We start from the raw sequence: 20,153 nt of genomic DNA, 5'->3' as shown, positions 1-20,153 counted from the left end.
AAAGGTCTCAGTTAGGTGCCATGAGGCGGTCGTCGCGAGCGTCGCGGCCGCTTCCCCGGGGAAATCACCGTCAGATGACGGATGGGAAAGAAGCCGGAGCGGCCAGCATCATGAAGCGGTGGAACGAGGTGGTGCGGGGCGACCCTGTTCCCCGAAGCGGGAAGCGAGCAGATGAAACAGCCGGAAACAGTGAAGTACCACCCCTCACACTCGTCGTCGGGAAGCGGGTGGACGGAATGAGAAAAGCGCATCTCACGTCCGCCGCGACGTATTGGGTCGCCAAGCGGTTTCCGGTGGCCATCTGGTGTGAGTTCTCCTACGACGTGCGGGACCCGTACGCCGTCACGCTGATCCTCAATTCGGAGGGTGAGCATCCGGTACGGTGGGTCTTCTCGCGGGAACTGCTCGCCGACGGACTGACGAACGGCGCCGGCGAGGGTGATGTCGCCGTGTGGCCGGAGAACGACGGGGCCGACGGGTGGTTCCTGTGGGTGGAAGTCGGGCGTGCCCCCCACACTGCCCGCTTCGAGTTGCCGGCCGAGACGGTCGCCGAGTGGCTCCTTCAGACCTACCGCCTTGTGCCCGAGGGGCAGGAAGCGGAATGGGTGACATGGGATGAGTTGACTCACTTGATCGAATGAGACGCTCAGCTTCTTCTGTACTTACAGCTGCGCATCTCACCAAGGGGTGTCACACTGAGTTCATGTACTGACCTCCGTGACGTGTGTCCCGTGGCGGCAGTCCGAGAGATACGTCGGAGCGTGATCTGCACTCGGAGCCGACCCAAGGAGGTGCCGAATGCCCGGAACCGAGGCGACCGCCACCACGGACTTGGTGACGAGCTACAGTGCCCGGTTGGCGAGTGATCTGGAGCGGAATGCCGAGGAACAGGACGGAATCCGCGCCGAGCTGAAGCAGCTCGAAGCACGACTCGGTGCCCTGCAGCAGTCGCATGCCGTGCTCATGACAATGTGCCGGGCTCTGCGAACCGGAATCCCGCTCCGGAATCCTGCTGCCTCCGCCGGTGGGAACACGGCTGCCCGCGCCTCGTCGGGACGGGGCGCCGACGGGCCGAGGCACCGCGTGCCGACCCTGGTCAGCCTCGTCCGGGCCCAGCTCGGCGAGCGGTCCGGACCCTGTTCGTGCCGCGAGATCGCGGTGACGCTGAGCGAGGCGCATCCTGACCGGGCCATCAAGACCACCGTGGTCCGGACGACCCTGGAGGGGCTCGTCGCGAGGGGTGAGGCCCGGCGGATCAAGATGGGGCATGCGGTGCGGTACGTCGCGGTCTGAGCCGGAGACCGGGTCCCGCCCTCCGGGGTGAGGAAGCACGGGACCCGGTGGCGGTCACTGGAAGTCGCAGCCCGGGTTGGGGGCGTCCTCGGACAGCGGCGCGCCGTGGGGCAGGACGTAGAGGACGTCCAGGACGACCGGGACGGTGCCGAGGTTGCGGCCGATGTGTACGTGGTCCTCGCCCGCGGGCTCCTTGATGAAGCTGCCCTGCTTGTAGACGCCGTCCGAGGCGCACGAGGCGTCGAAGTGGCTCAGGGTGCCCTGTTCGACGTAGCCGATCAGCGTGCCGTCGTGGTAGTGCCAGCCCGTGCTCTGCCCCGGCGACAGGGTGATGCGCCGCAGGATGTAGTCCTTCGAGCCGATGGTGGTCTTGGAGATGATGGTTCCGGTCACGCCCGGTCCGGCCGGCGTGGCGGAGGCCGGCACGGCCACGGCACCCAGCGAGAGTCCCGCGACTGCGGCCGCGGCGAGGCCGGCACGGGCCATATTCCTGGTCATTGAATAACCTTTCGACATATGTCGTTGGAAGCGGGACTCATGTTAGTGCCTCTCGGAGGTCGAAGTGACATTACTTGTTGAGCGTCAGTGGTGACATGTCGGTGTGGCCAGTTGGGTGCTCGCATGCGGTGAAGACGACATGGACGCATGGTGCACAGGCTGTGTCGACAGCCCGCCGTCACTCCGCGTCCAGGATCAATGCCGCCGACGGCACGCCCGCTCTCCTACTGCGACAGCGCGTCCCTCAGCGCCGCACGGGAAGTGATGCCCAGCTTCGGGAAAATGCGGTAGAGATGGGTGCCCACCGTCCGGTGCGAGAGAAAGAGCCGCTCGCCGATCTGCTTGTTGGTCAGTCCCTCGGCGGCGAGCATGGCGATCTCCACCTCCTGGGCCGTGAGACTGCCGGTCCCCGTGCCCCCGGCGACCGGCAGCGGGCGGTTGCGGCCGGCGGCCCTCAGCTCGGCGCCCGCCCGATTCGCCCAAGGGGCGGCCTGGAGCCGCTGGAAGACGGTGAGGGCGGTGATGAGGTGCGAGCGGGCCTCTGCCACGTCGCCGACACGACGCAGACGCTCACCGTAAAGGAACTGCACGCGTGCGTAGTCGAACGGCCAGTGCTGGGCACCGGGGGCCGACACGGCGCGCTCGAACAGGGCCAGTGCCTCCTCGTCGGGTGCCACGAGCGCTTCGGCGGCGAGGGTGAGCAGGGCGAGCCGGGGTGAAAGATCCGGCAGCCCAGACTCCCGCATCGCCCGGGTGTGCGCCTCCGCCTCCGCGGTGCGCCCGGTACGTAGGGCCGCTTCCACGAGGTCGAGGGCCACCCACAGGGCGTGGGAGGTGTAGGGGGCCAGCGAGCCCGCGGGGCTGAGCCGGGAGGCGTGCTGGTAGACGCTCTCCCAGTCCCCGCGTCCGGCGGCGGCGAGCGCTCTGGGGTGGTGTGCGGTGCCGGCCGCGCCATGGGCCCTGCGAGCAGTGGTGACACGGGTGAGTTCGTCGGCCCACCGGTCCACCTCCGCGTCGCCGCGGGCTGCCGCGAGCAGGGCCTTGTGCAGGTGGAAGAACCAGGCCACGAAGGTGTACCCGTGGCCTTCGCAGAGTGCCAGGCCCTCGTCGGCCAGCCGTTCGGCCTCCTCCCAGCGTCCGGCCGCGAAATCGTCGAGCCCCAGGTGCAGCAGCGCGCTCAGCGCGCTGCGCACGGCCCCGCCCGCCCGTCCGTTCTCGACGAGGCCCCACGCCTGCGCACGACAGCCACCGAAGAGGTCCAGGTAGATCGCCGAGGCATGGAGGCGGACCAGCTGATGGGGCTCCCGCCACTCCTGCCGGCGGTCGATCAGTTCGGTCAGACGCCGCCGCTCCCCGGGTGTGGTGCGGGCGGCGTCGGGCAGGGCCCTGCTCATGAGGAGCAGCAGCTCCGGGGGCTGCGGCCGGAGCCGGTCGATCGCGGCGTACAGCGGCGGCCAGAAGTCCTCCCGGCCGGCGAACCAGCACATCATCAGCAGCGCGTGCAGGGCCTCGACGAGGTCGGGGCGAGCGGCCTCGTAGCCGTGGTCGCCGTTCTCGACGGCATCGACGAGCATGGCGTGAGCCGTCTCGACGTCGCCGTCACTGTCGATGAGCACGTAGGCGGCGGCCGCCGCCGCGTGCAGCGAGCCGCCGGACCGAGGGCCGACGGCGCGGATCTCGGCCAGCAGGCGAGCGGCGGTGCCCAGCTCACCGGTGAGGTGGGCGGCCAGGTAGGAAGCATGGGCCAGCCGCCGACAGCGGTCGTCGGCGGCGGTGCTGAACCGCGCTGCGCGGACGAGAGCCGCCAGCGCACCGGTCGCGTCGCCGCGACGGAGCTTGCGACGGGCGGCCTGCTCCAGCGGGCTCGCGATCGACTCGTCGGCCCCGCTCGCCGCCTCGGCGAGGTGCAGGGCACGCCGCTCGGGGTCATCGGTGAACAGACCGGCGAGCAGCCGGTGGATCCGGCGCAGGTCGGCTTCCCCGGCGGACTCCACCACAGCCGAGCGTACGAGGGGGTGACGGAACTCCACCTGCCGCGAGGCGAGATCGACCTTGATGAGTTTCGCGCTCTCCGCCGGTGCGAGGTGTTCGAGGGCGGGTTCGGCGCCGGCGGCCCGCTGCAACACCCGTAGATCGCCGGTACCCTCCTGGGCCAGGATGAGGAGGGCTTCCTGCGTCAGGGCGGGCAGCAAGGCGACACGCGCCGCGAACACCGACTCGACATGGCGGGTGAGCGGAAGGACGTCCGGCAGCACCGCGACGCCGGACAACTGGTCGGGGCCCAGGGCCGCGGGCAGTTCCAGCAGCGCCAGCGGATTGCCGCGGGCCTCGGCGACGAGACGGTGCCGCACGCCGGGTGCCAGCCGGGGGAACGCCGCGCGCAGCAGTTCGTCCGAGGAGCGCTCGTCGATCGGCCTGACCTGGAGGGTCGGCAACCCGCTGCGCTCGAAGTGGTCGCGTTCGTCGTTGCGCGTGGCGGTGATGAGACCGACCCTGCTGCCGGTCAGCCGCCGGGCCACGAAGCCGAGCGCGACCGCGCTCGGGCCGTCGGCCCAGGGCAGGTCGTCCACCACGAGCAGGAGCGGGCGTTCCTCGGCCTGGCGGCGCAGCAGGGTGAGGCAGGCGTTGAGGATCACCAGCCGTGGTGGAACCGGCCCGGTCCGCATACCGAGAGCCGCCTGCAGGGCATCCCGGAACACGGTGTCCAACTCGGTGATTCCCGAGGCCAGGGGGAGCAGCACCTCGCCGAGCAGCGCGTAGCTGACGTCCGCCATGTACTGCACTCCGGTCGCCCGGATGACGCGTACGTCCTGTGCATCGGCGCGCTCGACGGCGGCGTCCAGCAGGCGTGTCTTGCCCACGCCGGGCTCGCCGTACAGGAAGAGCGAAGAACCCCGACGCCGAGCCTCCTCGAGAAAGGTCTCGATCCTCCGCAGCTCTTGGTCCCGGCCGAACAGTGTCGACGGAGGAGTCGCATCGTCCATGGGCCTACCTCTGGAAGGTCCCGCTGTCACCGTGGGCAGCCTAGGGTGTACAGGTGAGCCATGGCGACTGACTGACTCTTTCGTACATGTCCAACATACATGACTTTACGATTGAACATTCAAGAGCCATGTCATTATGGTGGCGAACCTCCGCACGTGACATTTCACCTTCATGGAGCGCCCGCGTGAGCACCTCTAACAGTATGGACACATCGGCACTGACGGGCGACTACGCCATCGACCCGGCCCACAGCATGATCGGTTTCGTGGTTCGGCACGCTATGGTCACGAACGTCAAGGGCAGCTTTCAGGACTTCACCGGCACGCTGCACCTGGACGGCGCCGACCCCACCGAGTCCGCCGCCACGATCGACGTCCGGATGGACAGCGTCGAGACCGGCAACGCCGACCGCGACGGTCACCTGAAGTCGGCCGACTTCTTCAAGAGCGACGAGTTCCCGGTCATGACCTTCCGCTCCACCAAGGCGGAGTACCTGGGCGGTGACGACTACCGCATCACCGGCGACCTCTCCCTGCTCGGCGTCACCAAGCCGCTCACCATCGACCTCGAGTTCAACGGCGCCGCGAAGGACCCGTTCGGCAACGAGCGCGTCGGCTTCGAGGGCAAGGCCGAGATCCTCCGCTCGGAGTGGGGCCTGACCTGGAACGCGGCGCTGGAGACCGGTGGCGTCCTGGTCTCCGACAAGGTCAGACTGGTCTTCGACATCTCGGCGATCAGGCAGGTGTGACGCCCGGCAGTGCGAGCCCGTACCGGCTGCTGGGCCCGCTCGGGTGACCGCACGACGGTCACACGCGGCCGAAGGCCCCGCCGGGTGCCCGGCCGCGCGTCATGACGGTTTCGAAGCCTGGTCGTCAGTGCACGCGGACCCCGGTCCGGAACACCCCGGCGACCTTCAGGAGGGCGGCGGGGTCGTTCGCCGGATCGCCGTCGACCACGAGCACGTCGGCATCGTAGCCTGCGGCGATCCGCCCCTTCCGGTCGCCGAGGCCGGCCGCCTCGGCCGCCCGTGAGGTGACCGCAGCCAGTGCCGCCTCCGCGGTCAGGCCGAGCGCGCGCAGCTCGGCCACCGCGTGAGGCAGCACGTTGTGCGGCTTGAAGGGGGCGATGCCGGCGTCGGAGCCCACCACCACGCGGGCCCCTCGTGCGTGCAGCGCCCCGTAGCCGGCCTGGATGCGGGCGAGCTGTGTGGCGATGGTCATCGGCGGCGTCCCCGGCGCCTCCGGGTCGACGCCCAGCGTCACACTGGCGAACACCCCGCTGCCGGCGATGGCCGCCAGTACTTCCTCGTTCGGATCGCAGCCGTCGGGGGTGAGGAAGCTGACGTGTTCCAGGGTGTCGACACCCGCCTGGACGGCGTCGAGGATGGCCCGGTTGCCGTGCGCGTGCGCGGCGACGCGCAGGCCGAGCAGGTGTGCCTCCTCGACCACCGTACGCAACTCGTCGATGGTGTACTGGGAAGCGTGCGGGGCTGTCGAACCGGGTGTCATGTTGCCCCCGCTCGCCATGATCTTCACGACGCCGCATCCCCGCGCGTGCCGTTCCCGGACAGCCTCGTGCAGATCCGCTGTCCCCTCGGCCTCCCCGCCTAAGAAGTGGCAGTGGCCGCCGACCGGGGTCAGCGGAGGGCCGGCGGAGACGATGTGCGGACCCCGCCCAGGATTCTGTTCGAACTCCCGGACGAGCGCCATCGCCAGATAGCCCCGGTCACCGAGGTCGCGGACCGTGGTGATGCCGGCCTCCAGCGCGCTGCGTGCGGCACGGCGCATGTGGTCGAGCAGCTCGTCGTCGTCCCTGTCGCCGAGCGCGGTGACAGGGTCGGCACTGGCGTCGAAGGCCAGGTGCACATGGGTGTCGATCAGTCCAGGCAGCAGGCAGGAGTCGGGGCCGTAGTCGATGAGTTCGGTGACCGAGAGATACGCGTCCATGTCGTCGACACCGGTGACGTCGATGATCCGACCGTCTTCGACGTACAGCGAGCGGGGGCCAGACCATCTCGTGCCATCGAACATGCGTGCAGCACTGATCACATATTGACTCATGTGTGTAACGGTAGTGACAGTATGGCGTGGCTGATAAACACTTTAGGTAGTCCTAACACGTCCTGGCACTGATCAGCGCGGGAGAGGATCATGACTGCCGCAACTGTTACTTCCGCGCTGTCGAGAAGGGCTGCGATGAACGATGTGCCCTACGTGGGCCGCAGGCGCCTGCTGAAGATGTTCGGACTGGGCGCCACCGCGACGACCGCGGCGGTGCTGCAAGCCGATCCCGTGCTCGCCGCGACGCTGGGGCACGACGAACGCTCCGGCGTCTCGCCCACCGGCTACAAGGCTCCTACCGGCCTCGCCGGCGACACCCCCGCCAAGGCCACCGCGGATTCCTGGATCACCTCCAACAGCCGCACGCTCACGGAGCTGAGCGACGAGATCTGGCAGTACGCCGAGCTGTCCCTGCGGGAGTGGAAGTCCTCCCAGGCCCACGCCGCACTGCTGGAGCGCAACGGGTTCCGTGTCACATGGGGCTCCGCCGGCTTCCCGACCGCGTTCGTGGCCACCTACGGCTCGGGCGGGCCGGTGCTCGGCTTCAGCGCGGAGTACGACGCCCTGCCCGGCCTCTCCCAGAAGAAGGGCGCGTCGACGCACGACCCCCTCGTCTACAACCACGACGCCTACGGACCGACGTACGGCGGCGGTCACGGCGACGCGCACAATCTCCTGGGCGGCGCCGCCACCGCCGCCGCCATCGCGGCCGGCAAGGCCATCGAGGCACACGGCCTCAAGGCCACGGTGAAGCTCTTCGGCAGTGCGGGCGAGGAACAGCTGGTCGGCAAGGCGTACGCCGTCAAGGCCGGGGTGTACGACGGCCTGGACGCCGTCCTCGACTGGCACCCGTTCAACGTCACCATGCCGTTCTGGAACACCACCAGCGCGCTGCTGTCGGCCACCTTCACCTTCCTCGGCGCCTCCGGCCACGGCGGCACCCCCCTCGGCAACAAGAGCGGTCTCGACGGCGCGCTGCTGATGGCCACGATGTCGGAGTACCTGCGGGAGAAGAACGTCGCGCCTTCGGGCCGCTTCCACTACGCCGTGATCAACGGCGGCGGCGCCCCCAACGTGACCCCGGACATGTGCTCCATCTGGTATTACGTCCGTGAGGGCAGCCCGGCCCGCGCCCAGGTGCTCTACGACAAGATCGTTGACTGTGCCAAGGCCGCGGCGCAGGCGAGTCAGACCCGGCTCGTGCACAAGTTCCACTCCGCCACCTGGAACCTGCTCGCCAACAAGGCGGGCGCGGAGCTGGTGTACGACAACATGAGACGGATCGGCGCGCCGCAGTTCACCGAGGACGACCACGCCCTCGCCAAGGCGATCCAGAAGTCGCTGGGCAAGCCCGAGACCGGCATGTCCATCACCATCACCCCGCTCGCGCCGCCTGCCGCCAACTACACCGGCGGACTGGCCACCGACGCCGCCGACGTGAGCTGGCAGGCGCCGACGGCCACGCTGCTCGCGGCGGCCTACCCGCCCGGACTGCCCAACCACAACTGGGGTGTCACCGCCACCGCCGCGACCAACATCGGTCACCAGGCCATGCTCTCCGCCGCCCGCTACATGGCCGCCTCGGCCGTCGACCTCATCGAACAGCCCGACCTGCTCCAGGGCATGAAGGACGAGTTCAAGGAGCGGACGAGCGGGGTCGCCTGGAAGAGCATGATCCTCGACGGCACCCAGCCGCCGCTGTACGAACCGCCCGCCGAGTTCCTCAAGGCGACCGGGCAGTCCTGGCCGCCTCCCGGCGTCACCTGGCCGATCCCGCAGATCGTCGCCCAGGAGCAACTCGGGACCACCGGCCCCGCGCTGCCACCGGTGACCTGACCCGAGCGGCGCCACACCTCGATCCCGTCTCCAGAGAAGGAGCCTCGTCCATGAACATCGGCATCGGCCTGCCCATCGGCGATCCCGGCCAGCTGACCAACTGGGCCCGGCGGGCCGATGCCGGTCCGTTCAGCTCACTCGGCCTGCTCGACCGGGTGGTCTATGACAACCCCGAACCCCTCGCCGCCCTTGCCGTCCTGGCGGGTGCCACCTCGCGCATCCGCGTACAGACCGAGGTCCTCCTCGCCCCCACGCGCGACACGGTCCTGCTGGCCAAACAGGCGGCCACCATCGACCGGATGACCGGAGGCAGGCTCGTGCTCGGCCTCGGCGTCGGCACCCGGGGCGACGACTACGCGGCCGTCGGCGCCGACATGCGGACCCGGGGCCGTCGCCTGGACGAACAGCTGGCCGTCATGCGCCGGTTGTGGTCCGGCGCCGACCACGGCGACGGCGTAGGCCCGATCGGACCGCTCCCCAGCCGCCCCGGTGGTCCCCAAGTGCTGCTCGGCGGCTTCCGCCCGGCCGCGCTGGAACGCGTCGCCCGGTGGGCGGACGGCTACCTGGCCGCAGCGCCGCTGCCGATGGTCGCGGACCTGTTCGACACCGTCCGCAAGGCGTGGCGGGAGCACGACCGTGCGGGCAGTCCTCGGCTCGTCGCGCAGGTCAGCGTCGCCCTCGGGCCGACGCGTGTCGTCGAGCAGGCCCGCGACGCGCTCACCGACTACTACGCCTTCACCGGCATGGCCGACCGGATGGCCGCCGACATGCTCACCACCCCGGACACGATCCGCGCGGCCGTGACCAGCCTCGCCGACCTCGGCGCCGACGAGGTCATGCTCTACTGCTACGGAACCGATCCGGACCAGGTGGCCCGGCTCGCCGACGTCGTCTGACGCGCCGCGGACCCGCCGCACGTGCGGGCCCCCGAGCAGCCGCACCGGGCTCCTGGTCCGCACCCCGGTCAGGGTGAGCCGGTCGCCGTCCGACGAGGAGGAGGCGGCCCGGCCGCCCACTACGGGTGCGCCGCGCATGACGACCGGGGCGTGCCGCGGGACGCCGGCCCGCAGGAGCGTTCACCGCCCGGCGACGCTCCCGCCGCCGTCCACGCCGAGCACCTGCCCGGTGATGTAACCGGCCTCCTCGCCGAGCAGGAAGGCGATGGCCGCGGCCACCTCCTCCGGGCGGCCGAGGCGTGCCGCCGGGACCGAACCCAGCACCGCGGCCTCCTCCGGACCACCGACCGGATGCTTCTCGCGGAAGAGCTCGGTCTCCACCGGGCCGGGGGCGACCGCGTTGACCGTCACCCCGTCCCGCGCCAGCTCCAGCGCCCAGGTACCGGTCAGCCCCACCAGCGCGCTCTTGGCCGCCGCGTAGCTGCTGCGCAGCCGCGAGCCGTACTGGGCACGGCTCGTCACGTTGACGATCCGGCCCCAGCCGCGCTCCCGCATCCCGCCGACGCAGGCCTGCGTGACCTGCACGGCGACACGCACATTCAGCTCGTACACCGTGTGCAGCGCGTCGAGGGTGATGTCGCCCAGCGGCTGCGGCAGCACCGTGCCGACGTTGTTCACGACCGCGTCCACGTGCTCCTCGCGGGTCAGGGCCGCCAGCAGCTCACCCGTGGCGTCGGAGTCACCCAGGTCGCACGCGTGCAGCACTCCCGGGAAGTCACCGTCCGGGACGCCGCGCGCCACGCCCAGCACGCGGTGGCCCAGGCCGGCGAGCCGGTGGGCGGTGGCGAGGCCGATTCCCCTCGACGCTCCTGTGATCAGCACGGTACGTCCGGACACCAGTGTGCTCCCTCTTCCTCGAACGACCAGTCGCTGATCATTTCAACCCGTCACGTCCGTCGTTTCGCGGATCTTGATCCGTTGTGCGAAGTATCCGATGTACGCACGTGCCGGAAACCTTGTACACGAGGGCACGGTGGATGCGGCGAGCATGGTCGAGAGCGCGGCGTGGAGCCGCACCGCCTCCGGAGTCGCCCGGCCGCGCGGACGCCTCCGCGCAACAGCGGCCCCACGGCAGGTCCGGGGCGTCGGCGCGGGTCAGGTGCGTGGGGTGACCGTCCGCCGGGGTCGTGGCCGGTGGCCGGATCGGTGGCCAGGATGTCGTCCGTCGTGCCGACGACCATACGGGTGCCGTCACCGCCGTCAGCGGCCCCGTCGCACCCGGTCAGCAGAGCGCAGGCAAGCCCCGCGACAAGGGGCAGGACCGCCCACGGACTGTGACGCGCGGGGTGAGGACAGCCGGCCGGGCCGTGCTACGCCTCGGCGAGCATCCGCGCGAGCCGCTGCGGCTGGGACAGGAAGGGGGAGTGCGCCGACATCAGCGATTCGACCACGGTCCGGTTCTCGGGGAACGCCCGGTCCGCCTCGGCGACGAACAGGTCCTGGAGCGCGGGCGGGACACACCGGTCGTGGGCGCAGCGGAAGTACGTCCGGGGCACGGAACCCCAGCCGTCGGCCGTCAGCCGCGTGGTCTGGGCCGCCAGACCGAGGGGCCCGTCGGAGCCGAGCAGCGCGAGCGCCGCGTCGGCCGTGGGCTCCGGGACGTCGCCGTAGAAGGTCTCCCGCAGGGCGCGCAGTACGTCCTCGTCGTCGCTGCGGGTGTCGATGCGCAGCGCTCCGGTCGACGTGGCGTCACCGACCAGCAGCTCGGGCAGCAGGGAGTCGGCGGCCTCCGGACGCTCCATGTAGGCGAGCGGAGGGGTGTGGGACGCGGGCATGTATCCGCTGATGTACACCACCCGGGCGACCAGACCGGGGCTCTCCTGCGCCACGCGGGTGATCACCGGGCCTCCCATGCTGTGCGCCACCAGCGTCACCGGCCGGCCGCGGCCGATGTGCCGCACCTGCTCGGACAGGACGCGGCGGCGCGGGCGAGATCGACGTGGGCGAGCGGGGAGAACTCGGCGGCGAACGCGGCGTCGTCGAACGGCCTGCGCGTCAGTGCCGCGGGCCGTCTTGCCCGCAGTCCGTGGCCCGGCAGATCCACGGCGAGCGCGGGCCGGCCGAGGGCGGCCAGTTCCACGAGCACGTCGTTCCAGCACCAGGCGCCGTGGAAAGCGCCGTGCACCAGCACCAGGGGACCGGGGTTCATAGGTGTTTCCTCCGGGTCGGGAGTGTGCGTCCGGCGGTCTGGGCACACCTCCGCCCGGCCCGCAGGACGACTTTCCGCCTCCGGCACTCCGGTGGCATGGGTCAAGTGACCGTGGTGACGACGTCGGCTTCAGGCGGTCCCGGTCCCAGCCGTCTCGTAACGTACCGGCAGGGTGAGCAGACCGCGCATCATGCCCACCGGGATCCACCGCAGCGACTCCGGGGGCACCGCCGGTTCCAGGCGGGTGAAGCGGGCGAGGACCGTGCGCAGCGCGACCAGGGTCTCCAGGCGGGCGAGCGGAGCGCCCAGGCAGTGGTGGATGCCGTGCCCGAAGGACAGGTGACGGGCGGACGGGCGGGTGACGTCGAGGGCGGCGGGGTCGGCTCCGTCCGGCAAGGGAGCGGTACGGCTCGCGGATGCCAGGGACACCACCACGACGGTGCCGCGTGGAATCGGCACACCGGCGAGCACCAGGTCCTGCGCGGCGTAGCGGTGGGTACTGAATTCGACCGAGGTGTCGTACCGGAGCAGTTCCTCCACCGCGCCGGGCAGCAGGTCGGGGCGTTCGCGCAGCAGCCGCAGCTGGTCGGGGTGGCGCAGCAGGGCGACGATGCCGTTGCCCAGCAGGTTGACGGTTGTCTCGTGACCCGCGATGACCAGCAGCAGCGCGGTGCCCACGAGTTCGTCCTCCGACAGCCGCCCGCTCTCCTCGTCGTGGGCGGCGACGAGGGCGGACAGCAGGTCGTCGGCAGGTTCCCGGCGCTTGTCCGCGATGAGCCCGCGCAGCAGCCGGTGCAGGCCCGTGACCGCCTCCTGGTGTCCGGCGCTGCCCAGTTCGAGTACCTTGCTGCTCCAGGCGCGGAATTCCGCGCGATGGGCCGTGGGGATGCCGAGCAGTTCCGCGATCACCGTGACCGGCAGCGGCGCCGTGAACGAGTCGACCAGATCGGTCTCCCCGGACGGCGGCAGCGCGTCGATCAGGGCGTTCGCGATCTGCTCGATGCGCGGGGCCAGAGCAGCCGTCCGCTTCGGCGTGAAGGCGGCCGAGACCAGGCGGCGCAGCCGGGTGTGCTCCGGCGGGTCGGACTCCAGCATCTGGCCGCCGAGCCCGACGCCCGGCTGGTTGAGGACGTAGCCGGCGGCCGTGAGCGTCTCCGCCGCCGGCGACGGGTCCTTGAGCAGCGCCGGGTGGCTGAGAGCTTCACGGGCCGCGTCATAGCCGACGACGAGCATGCCCTCCAATCCTGAGGGGAGCACGACCCGGTGCACGGGGCCCAGCTCGAACAGTCGGGCGTACTTTGCGTGGGCGTCCGCCTTGAACGCGGCGTTCAGCAGCACACGGCCCTGATCGGGAGGTGCGGGCAAGTCCGTCATGGACGGGAGCGTACGCAGGCCCCGGCGGCGTGATCCGGGAAGTCGCGGGGGAAGTTGACCGTATGAGCCCGGAACGCGTGACAGAAGGGCAGACACCGTCACCTATGGGGGACTGTCACCAGGTGTCGCGTTCGGTCACCGGTGTCACGCTGTAGGCCGTGGCGGACAGGAGCCCGGTGATCGTCGCGCCGATGGCCGGCGGCACCGTGCGGACTCCGACGCCTCTTCAGGCTCGGGACCACATCCGGCCGTACCCGCCTGACGAAGCTACCGACTTTCGGGCCACGTGTCGGAGTCTGCGGTCAGGCGCATGGCGGCCTCCTCGGCCGACGCGTCCCCAGTACCTGGTGATGCTCGTCCTGTGGGAGCAGGACCAGATCTCGGTCCGTGACCTCGGAGCCGCTCTCCGCCTTGAGTCCAGCACCCTGTCTCCACTCCTCAAGCGGCTGGAGGCGGCCGGTCACGTCCGCCGGGAGCGCCGCTCCGACGACGAGCGCACGGTCACTCTCACTCTCACTCCGGCCCGGCTCGCCCTGCGCGACCGTGCGTGCGCCGTACCGCTCGCCATGGGCGAGGCGATGGGCCTGACCGAGGAGCAGGACTCGACCGTCAAGGAACTGCTGCGTCTGCTCACCGACAACGTTTCACGGAGCTGACGGCCACCTGACTCCTCGGTCGATGCTTGGCGGGACCTTGGTGGTTATGTATTTTGGTGCACCGTTCACCGAACATAGATACGTTACTTACTGAAGGCGCAAGACGTTCTCATCCTTTTCACCGCTGGGCGGAGCATGAGGGTACGACGGTGGCACGGCCGGCGACTGGGGCTGACGAGTCTCACGATCGCGGCGAGCGGTCTGCTCGCCTTGCTGATAGGTGTGGCGTTCGCCGTCCTGCTGTGGGCGATCGACGACGCCAACGACTCCACGTCGGCGAGGCGTGCGTCCCGGACCGCCCTGGTCGAGGCGGGCACCATGGAGCAACTGGTGCTGGACCTCGAGACGGGCCAGAGGGGCTTTCTGATCACCAAGCAGGAGACCTTCCTTGAGCCGTGGGACGAGGCACGCCGGGACCTCCCCGCGGAGACGCGGAGATTCACCGACGGAACCACCTCACCCCACCAGCGACGAGCCGCCACGCAGATCGCCCGGAGTGTCCAGTCGTATCTGAACGACTACTCGATCCCGCTGGTCGAGGAGGTGCGGCGCGGCGACCCGGCCGCCTCCGGAGTGGCGGCGACGCAGGAGGGCAAGCGACGGGTCGACGCGCTGCGGGCCCGGTTCGACCGGTACATGGCCGACGAGCGCACCCAACTCGCCGCGCGCGAGGACGCGGCCGGGGCGAACGGGCGCCGGGCGGTGATCGCCGCGGGCGTGGGCCTGGCCGCCTCGACGGCGCTGGTGGCCGCCTTCACGGTGCTCCAGCACCGCGCCGTCGTACGGCCGGTGCGCGGGGTGGCGGCCGCCGCCCAGCGGCTCGCGGGCGGCGACCTCGCCGTGCGGATCTCTCCGAGCAAGGTCTCCGAGATCGGGGCGCTCGGCACGTCGTTCAACACCATGGCGGCCTCCATGCAGGACAGCCGCAGACGCATCATGGAGAGCGTCGAGGAGGTGCACCGCCGTACGGCACGTGATCTGCACGACGGGGCGCAGCAACGACTCGTCAGCCTGATGATCGGGCTGCGGCTGGCGCGGGAGATGATCCCCGACGCGGAGGGGCCCGTGACCGAGTTGCTGGAGGACTCCATCGCCAACGCCCAGACCGCGATCGACGAGTTGCGGGAACTCGCCCGGGGAATCTACCCGCTCACCCTCACGGTGAAGGGACTGGCGGGGGCGGTGGGGGACCTGGCGTCCCGATGCCCGGTGCCCGCCGTCCTGGACAACAGGTGCGACCGGCGGTTCGCCTCCGCCGTGGAGTCCAACGCGTACTTCATCGTGGCCGAGGCCGTGACGAACGCGGTCAAGCACGCCCAGGCCTCCCACATCGACATCCGCCTGGAACTCGCCGACGACGTCCTGCTCATCCGGGTTGCCGACGACGGCGTGGGCGGCCTGGACCGGGCCACCCCCGGCAGTGGCCTGACCGGTCTCACGGACCGGGTCTCCGCCTTCGACGGCACGCTGACCATCGAGTCACCGCCCGACGAGGGCACGTCGATCCTGGTGCGGATCCCGCTCCCGGACTGAGCCGGGAGGAAGGCGCGTCCAAGGGGCACCACCCGCGTCCACGCGCCCCTCCCCCCCGTCTCCCAGCCGGCCGCCGGGAAATGGTGCCGCGGCTGCGGCGCGGCCGGACCGGAGTCCACCCGGGCCTCACTGATCCTCCGGCCCGCCAACCCACGTGAGGTCTTCTGCCGCACAGAGCCTAGCGGCCCGCCCCGCCCGCTGGGCCGGGATCGTCATGCGGGGCGGGCTGCTCGTCGGCCGCGGACCCGGGACCGGCGGGGGTCTCGACCAGCCGCCTCAGCGCGGCCTCGCTCGGCGAACCCGGCTCGGCCTGGTACGTGCCGAGCTGCTGGCCGGGGCAGCCGTTCACGGTGAAGGACTGGTAGATCAGGGTCAGTTGCCCGGCGTCGGGATGCAACAGTCGGTTGGTCTGGTGGGTTTTGGCGCGGACATCGTATTCGGCCCACATGCGGGTGAAGTCCTCGCTGCGGCGCAAGAGTTGACCGACCAGCGCCCGCAGGGTCTCGTCCTCGACGTTCAGGGCGGCCGTCGCCCGCAGGCCGGCCACACGGGTTCGGGCGATCTCCTCCCAGTCCAGGTGGAACCGCCGGGCCGCCGGGTCGAGGAAGACGAACCGCAGCAGATTTCTTTCCGTGCCCATGACGGACAGCAAGGCCCTCGCCGCGTCATTGGCGGCCAGGATGTCGAAGCGGGGGCCGAGGATCACCGCCGGCGTGCTCCAGGAGCCGATGAGCCGGACCAGATGGGAGGGAGCGCGGTCGTCCGCCGAGCCACGGCTGCCACCGGTCCCGCGCAGCCCCTGACGCGCCAGCCGGTGCAGATGCTCCGTCGCCTCGGCGTCGAGTCCGAACACCCGGGTCAGCGCCTTGAGAACCTGGTCGGAAGGGTGTTTCTCCCGGCCCTGCTCCAGGCGCGCGTAGTAGCCCTCGCTCACGCCCGCCAGCATGGCCACCTCATGGCGCCGCAACCCCGCGGTACGGCGGGGACCCTCGTCCGACAGACCCACCTGCTTGGGCGAAGTGGCGGCTCGGCGAGCCCGTATGAACTCACCTAGCGGGTTGACGCTTTGCATTTAACTAAGGTTACTTGCTGAAGTGACACACTAAACGTCGTATCGTGTCCGCTGGGTGTACCTGCCGCGTCCCCCAACCGGCCCGAAAGGGGTGTCCCTGGGGCGGAGCGCGCCCGAAGGTCCGTCCGGGGATCGAGAGCGACCGGGTGCCCAGAGATTGCGCGCTTTTTACTCGCCGGGCAGCCGTGTCCGCCCGCGCGGGGTCAGGACCGCGTCCGGGACCACCACGCGCACGTGCCCTCGGTGACCTCCGCAGGACGGTACTCCACAAGGTTTGCCGCGCTGGAGTCCCGTCCTCGCATGGCTCGGTCACACACATTAAGTTACTACATGTGACGCACATATCTTATCGGGCGCACATATCGCGAAGTTGATGAGTCTCACCTAGAGTTACGTTTACTTGCCTGCTTTCCCGACACCGGAGGGTATGACTCATGACCGGAGAGGTCCCCCAACCGGTTCCCCAACCGGTCCTGTCCCCGTTGACCAGCGCGGCGATCTTCCTCGTCGTGACGATCGACAGGGGAGGCGAGGGAACGGTCCGCGACCTGCTGTCGGACATCGGATCGTTGCAGCGCGCGGTGGGTTTCCGCGCGCAGCCGGAGGGCAGGCTCAGCTGTGTCACCGGCATCGGTTCACACGCCTGGGACCGGCTCTTCTCCGGGCCGCGCCCCGCTCGGCTCCACCCCTTCCGGCAGCTGAGCGGCCCCGTGCACCAGGCCGTGGCGACCCCTGGCGACCTGCTTTTCCACATCCGTGCCGCGCGGCTCGACCTGTGCTTCGCGCTCGCCACGGAGATCATGACTCGGTTGCGCGGAGCGGTCACCGTCGCGGACGAGGTCCATGGCTTCAAGTACTTCGACGCACGCGATCTGCTCGGTTTCGTCGACGGAACGGAGAATCCGACGGGTGCGGCGGCGCGCGTGGCCGTCGTCGTCGGTGCCGAGGACCCGCCCTTCGCGGGCGGCAGCTACGTCGTCGTGCAGAAGTACCTGCACGACCTCCGGGCGTGGGAGGCCCTGTCCGTCGAGGAGCAGGAGCGGGCGATCGGCCGGCACAAGCTGTCCGACGTGGAACTGCCCGACGACGTGAAACCGGCGGACGCGCACACCGCCCTGACCACCGTCACCGACCCGGACGGCACCGAACGCGAGATCCTGCGCGACAACATGCCCTTCGGGTCCGTGGGCCGGGGGGAGTTCGGCACCTACTTCATCGGCTACTCGCGCACCCCCGAGGTGACGGAGACGATGCTGGAGCGGATGTTCCTGGGCACCCCCTCGGCCCGGCACGACCGGATTCTGGACTTCTCCACCGCCGTCACCGGCTGCCTGTTCTTCACGCCCACGGCGGACTTCCTCGAAGACCTCCCCGAGCCGCCGGACGTCATGCCCGCGGCCGTCGTCACCCCGACCGACCACCAGGTCCGATCCCGAGGGTCCTCCCTGGGGATCGGCGACATGAAGCGGAGCCCCGCCGATGAACAACCTGCACCGTGAACTCGCTCCCCTGTCCGCCGCGGCCTGGGCCGACCTGGAGGACGAGGCACGCCGTACCTTCAAGCGCCATGTGGCGGCCCGCCGTATCGTCGACGTCCCCGAGGCGGGCGGCACCGGGCTCGCCGGAGTGGGCACCGGTCATATGGAAGCGGTCCAGGCACCCGCGGAGGGGGTCACCGCCCATACCCGGGGCTTCCAGCCGCTGGTCGAACTGAGGGTCCCCTTCACCATCGACCGCCGACAGGCCGACGCCGTTCTCCGGGGCGCGAAGGACGCCGACTGGCAGCCGGTGAAGGACGCGGCCCGGCGCCTGGCCTTCGCCGAGGACCGCGCCGTCTTCGAGGGCTACCCGGCCGCCGGTATCACGGGCCTGCGCCGCGGCACCTCCCACCCGGCACTGTCCCTTCCCGCCGACGTGCGCGACTACCCCGACGCGGTGACCCGGGCGGTGACGGCCCTGCGGCTGGCCGGCGTGGACGGTCCCTACACGCTGGCGCTGAGCGCCGACGCGTACACGGCCGTCAGCGAGACGTCCGACCACGGCTATCCCGTCCTCAGGCACATCGCCGGGCTGCTCGACGGGGACATCGTCTGGGCACCGGCGATCGACGGCGCCTTCCTGCTCTCCGGCCGCGGCGGCGACTTCGAGCTGCGGCTCGGCCAGGACGTGTCCATCGGCTATCTGTCGCACGACGCGACGAGCGTCACGCTCTACTTCGAGGAGACGCTGACCTTCCTGGCGTACACGAGCGAGGCCGTGGTGGCCTTCTCGCCCGCTGCGACCGCCGTCTGATCCCGGCGGCCCGCACTGACGGGGCTCAGGAGCCGGTCCGGTCCCGCCGGCGCCGGGGGAGGGCGGCCGGACCGGACCGGCCGGCGGGTCCGCGGGCGGCGGCGCGGGCCGGCCCGTCGGGCAGCGTGAAGGCGAAGACCGCCGTCGCCGCGGCGATCGCGGCCAGGACGAGGTACGCGTGCTGGTACGCGGCCATGGGCGGGGCGGCGGCGGTGCCCGGCGGGGTGCCGAGGACCAGGGCCGTGGTCACGGCCGCCGGCGCGAGCGCGCCGCCGGTCTGGCGCACGACGGTGTTCAGCATGGTGGCCTGCGGCAGGTCCGTACGGTCGACGGTGGCCAGTGAGGCGATCGTCGTCGGTATGAAGAAGCAGCCGATCGCCGCGCCGAACAGGAACATGCAGCCGCGGAAGGCCCACAGGCCCGTGCGGTCGTCGCAGGCGGCGAGGAGCAGCAGCACCGCGCTGACCCCGGTCAGACCGCAGCCCACGATCAGGCGCGGACCGACCCTGGCGTACAGGACACCGGCGAGCTGGACGGTCAGCAGGACGCCGAACGCCTCGGGGAAGGTGGTCAGGCCCGACTCCAGCGCCGTACGGCCCTGCGCCTGCTGGAGGAAGAGCGGTCCCAGGTACAGGGCGCCCATGATGGGGATCAGGCCGATCAGGTTGATCAGGTTGGTGTCCCGGAAGAGCCGGTCGGCGAACAGCCGCAGCCGCAGCAGGGGTTCGGCCGTGCGCAGTTCCACGGTGACGGCGGAGGTCAGCAGCACCGCGCCGAGCACGAGCACGGCGAGCACGGTGGGGGAGGACCAGCCGCGGTCGGGCCCCTCGCACAGGCCGAACATCACGGTGCCCAGGCCGGCCGCGCTGAGCAGCAGGCCGGGCAGGTCGAAGCGGCCGGGTCGGGCTCCCCGGCCGCCGGCCAGGAACAGCGCGCCGAACACCAGCGCCGGCAGGCCCACCGGCAGATTGACGTAGAACACCCACCGCCAGGACAGATGGTCCACCAGCAGCCCGCCGAGGACGGGGGCCGCGGCCGGGGCGATCTGCTGCGGAACGATCATGTAGCGGGAGACGCGGAGCTGCTCCGCGGGGGTGAAGGTGCCGAACAGCAGCGCCGTGGAGGCCGGGAAGAGCACGCCGGCCGACAGCCCCTGCACCCCGCGCCAGGCGACGAGCTGGACGAGTCCGGCCGCAGCCCCGCACAGCAGCGAGGAGCCGAGGAACCCGGCCAGGGCGGTCAGCAGGACGCGTTTGCCGCCGAACCGCTCGACCAGCCACGCCGACGCCGGGATGGCCATGGCCAGGCAGACCGGGTAGACCACGACCACTCCGTCCAACGCGGCGGCGGTCAGCCGGAACTGACGGGCGATCGAGGGCAGGGCCACCGTGGTGATCGCCCCGTCGGCGATCGCGACGAACGTCACGCTGACGCACACGACCGGGACGA

The 20,153-nt window shown here is 70.7% G+C and carries 18 protein-coding genes; 9 read left to right on the top strand and 9 right to left on the bottom strand.

From position 1 onward, the window contains the following. The first annotated feature begins 74 nt into the window (after nucleotides 1-74). The gene (locus tag QSK45_RS10030; protein WP_285555261.1) at nucleotides 75-641 is read left to right on the top strand and encodes an SsgA family sporulation/cell division regulator; all 567 of its coding nucleotides are present in this window, start codon (nucleotides 75-77) and stop codon (nucleotides 639-641) included. Nucleotides 642-798: 157 nt separating this feature from the next. Then, the gene (locus QSK45_RS10025) at nucleotides 799-1,293 is read left to right on the top strand and encodes a hypothetical protein (RefSeq protein WP_285555259.1); all 495 of its coding nucleotides are present in this window, start codon (nucleotides 799-801) and stop codon (nucleotides 1,291-1,293) included. Between the two features lie 54 nt (nucleotides 1,294-1,347). On the opposite strand, the gene QSK45_RS10020 is transcribed toward QSK45_RS10025, so the two are convergent. Both QSK45_RS10020 and QSK45_RS10015 read right to left on the bottom strand, forming a co-directional pair. Beyond that, nucleotides 1,348-1,791: a cupin domain-containing protein gene (locus tag QSK45_RS10020; RefSeq protein ID WP_285555257.1), complete on the bottom strand. Its 444-nt coding sequence runs from the start codon at nucleotides 1,789-1,791 to the stop codon at nucleotides 1,348-1,350. A gap of 224 nt (nucleotides 1,792-2,015) precedes the next feature. Then, on the bottom strand, nucleotides 2,016-4,775 hold the full coding sequence (locus QSK45_RS10015; RefSeq protein WP_285555256.1) for a helix-turn-helix transcriptional regulator: 2,760 nt from the start codon (nucleotides 4,773-4,775) through the stop codon (nucleotides 2,016-2,018). A gap of 203 nt (nucleotides 4,776-4,978) precedes the next feature. Here QSK45_RS10015 and QSK45_RS10010 point away from each other — a divergent pair, with 203 nt between their 5' ends. Further along, a complete protein-coding gene (locus tag QSK45_RS10010) occupies nucleotides 4,979-5,524 on the top strand; it encodes a YceI family protein (RefSeq protein ID WP_395485498.1) in 546 nt (181 codons plus the stop codon). Nucleotides 5,525-5,648: 124 nt separating this feature from the next. Here QSK45_RS10010 and QSK45_RS10005 read toward each other — a convergent pair whose 3' ends face one another. Continuing rightward, on the bottom strand, nucleotides 5,649-6,836 hold the full coding sequence (locus QSK45_RS10005) for a metal-dependent hydrolase family protein (protein ID WP_285555254.1): 1,188 nt from the start codon (nucleotides 6,834-6,836) through the stop codon (nucleotides 5,649-5,651). 135 nt (nucleotides 6,837-6,971) lie between these two features. On the opposite strand from QSK45_RS10005, the gene QSK45_RS10000 reads away from it, so the two are divergent. Continuing rightward, the gene (locus QSK45_RS10000; protein ID WP_285555253.1) at nucleotides 6,972-8,672 is read left to right on the top strand and encodes an amidohydrolase; all 1,701 of its coding nucleotides are present in this window, start codon (nucleotides 6,972-6,974) and stop codon (nucleotides 8,670-8,672) included. A gap of 50 nt (nucleotides 8,673-8,722) precedes the next feature. After that, complete coding sequence (locus QSK45_RS09995; RefSeq protein WP_285555252.1) at nucleotides 8,723-9,568, top strand: LLM class flavin-dependent oxidoreductase; 846 nt, start codon at nucleotides 8,723-8,725, stop codon at nucleotides 9,566-9,568. 180 nt (nucleotides 9,569-9,748) lie between these two features. On the opposite strand, the gene QSK45_RS09990 is transcribed toward QSK45_RS09995, so the two are convergent. The 4 genes from QSK45_RS09990 to QSK45_RS09975 form a co-directional block, all read right to left on the bottom strand. After that, complete coding sequence (locus QSK45_RS09990; protein WP_285555251.1) at nucleotides 9,749-10,465, bottom strand: SDR family oxidoreductase; 717 nt, start codon at nucleotides 10,463-10,465, stop codon at nucleotides 9,749-9,751. A 473-nt stretch (nucleotides 10,466-10,938) separates the two neighbouring features. Beyond that, entirely contained in the window at nucleotides 10,939-11,493 is a 555-nt protein-coding gene (locus QSK45_RS09985; protein ID WP_490993526.1) for an alpha/beta fold hydrolase, read from the bottom strand. 5 nt (nucleotides 11,494-11,498) lie between these two features. Continuing rightward, a complete protein-coding gene (locus QSK45_RS09980) occupies nucleotides 11,499-11,777 on the bottom strand; it encodes an alpha/beta fold hydrolase (protein ID WP_285555249.1) in 279 nt (92 codons plus the stop codon). Between the two features lie 129 nt (nucleotides 11,778-11,906). Next, nucleotides 11,907-13,151, bottom strand: a complete 1,245-nt coding sequence (locus QSK45_RS09975; RefSeq protein ID WP_285555247.1) for a cytochrome P450 family protein — start codon at nucleotides 13,149-13,151, stop codon at nucleotides 11,907-11,909. A gap of 191 nt (nucleotides 13,152-13,342) precedes the next feature. On the opposite strand from QSK45_RS09975, the gene QSK45_RS09970 reads away from it, so the two are divergent. After that, on the top strand, nucleotides 13,343-13,807 hold the full coding sequence (locus QSK45_RS09970) for a MarR family winged helix-turn-helix transcriptional regulator (RefSeq protein WP_490993540.1): 465 nt from the start codon (nucleotides 13,343-13,345) through the stop codon (nucleotides 13,805-13,807). Between the two features lie 135 nt (nucleotides 13,808-13,942). Then, on the top strand, nucleotides 13,943-15,340 hold the full coding sequence (locus QSK45_RS09965; protein WP_285555245.1) for a CHASE3 domain-containing protein: 1,398 nt from the start codon (nucleotides 13,943-13,945) through the stop codon (nucleotides 15,338-15,340). Nucleotides 15,341-15,518: 178 nt separating this feature from the next. Here the strand turns inward: QSK45_RS09965 and QSK45_RS09960 are convergent, their stop codons facing one another. Beyond that, nucleotides 15,519-16,412: a helix-turn-helix transcriptional regulator gene (locus QSK45_RS09960; RefSeq protein ID WP_285555243.1), complete on the bottom strand. Its 894-nt coding sequence runs from the start codon at nucleotides 16,410-16,412 to the stop codon at nucleotides 15,519-15,521. Between the two features lie 434 nt (nucleotides 16,413-16,846). Between QSK45_RS09960 and QSK45_RS09955 the strand changes: the two genes are divergently transcribed. Both QSK45_RS09955 and QSK45_RS09950 read left to right on the top strand, forming a co-directional pair. Further along, on the top strand, nucleotides 16,847-17,911 hold the full coding sequence (locus QSK45_RS09955) for a Dyp-type peroxidase (protein ID WP_285555241.1): 1,065 nt from the start codon (nucleotides 16,847-16,849) through the stop codon (nucleotides 17,909-17,911). Next, nucleotides 17,892-18,704 carry a family 1 encapsulin nanocompartment shell protein gene (locus QSK45_RS09950; RefSeq protein ID WP_285555239.1) on the top strand — a complete coding sequence of 271 codons (813 nt, stop codon included), beginning with the start codon at nucleotides 17,892-17,894 and terminating at the stop codon, nucleotides 18,702-18,704. The genes QSK45_RS09955 and QSK45_RS09950 overlap by 20 nt, the downstream gene beginning before the upstream one ends. A 25-nt stretch (nucleotides 18,705-18,729) precedes the next feature. Here QSK45_RS09950 and QSK45_RS09945 read toward each other — a convergent pair whose 3' ends face one another. Further along, on the bottom strand, nucleotides 18,730-20,130 hold the full coding sequence (locus QSK45_RS09945; RefSeq protein ID WP_490993539.1) for a DHA2 family efflux MFS transporter permease subunit: 1,401 nt from the start codon (nucleotides 20,128-20,130) through the stop codon (nucleotides 18,730-18,732). Between the last annotated feature and the right edge of the window lie 23 nt (nucleotides 20,131-20,153).

The sequence above is a fragment of the Streptomyces hygroscopicus subsp. hygroscopicus genome (assembly GCF_030269125.1).
Classification (GTDB): Bacteria; Actinomycetota; Actinomycetes; order Streptomycetales; family Streptomycetaceae; genus Streptomyces; species Streptomyces hygroscopicus_C.
The sequence above is the reverse complement of the archived record's forward strand: the minus strand, read 5'-3'. Positions and strand labels throughout refer to the sequence as shown.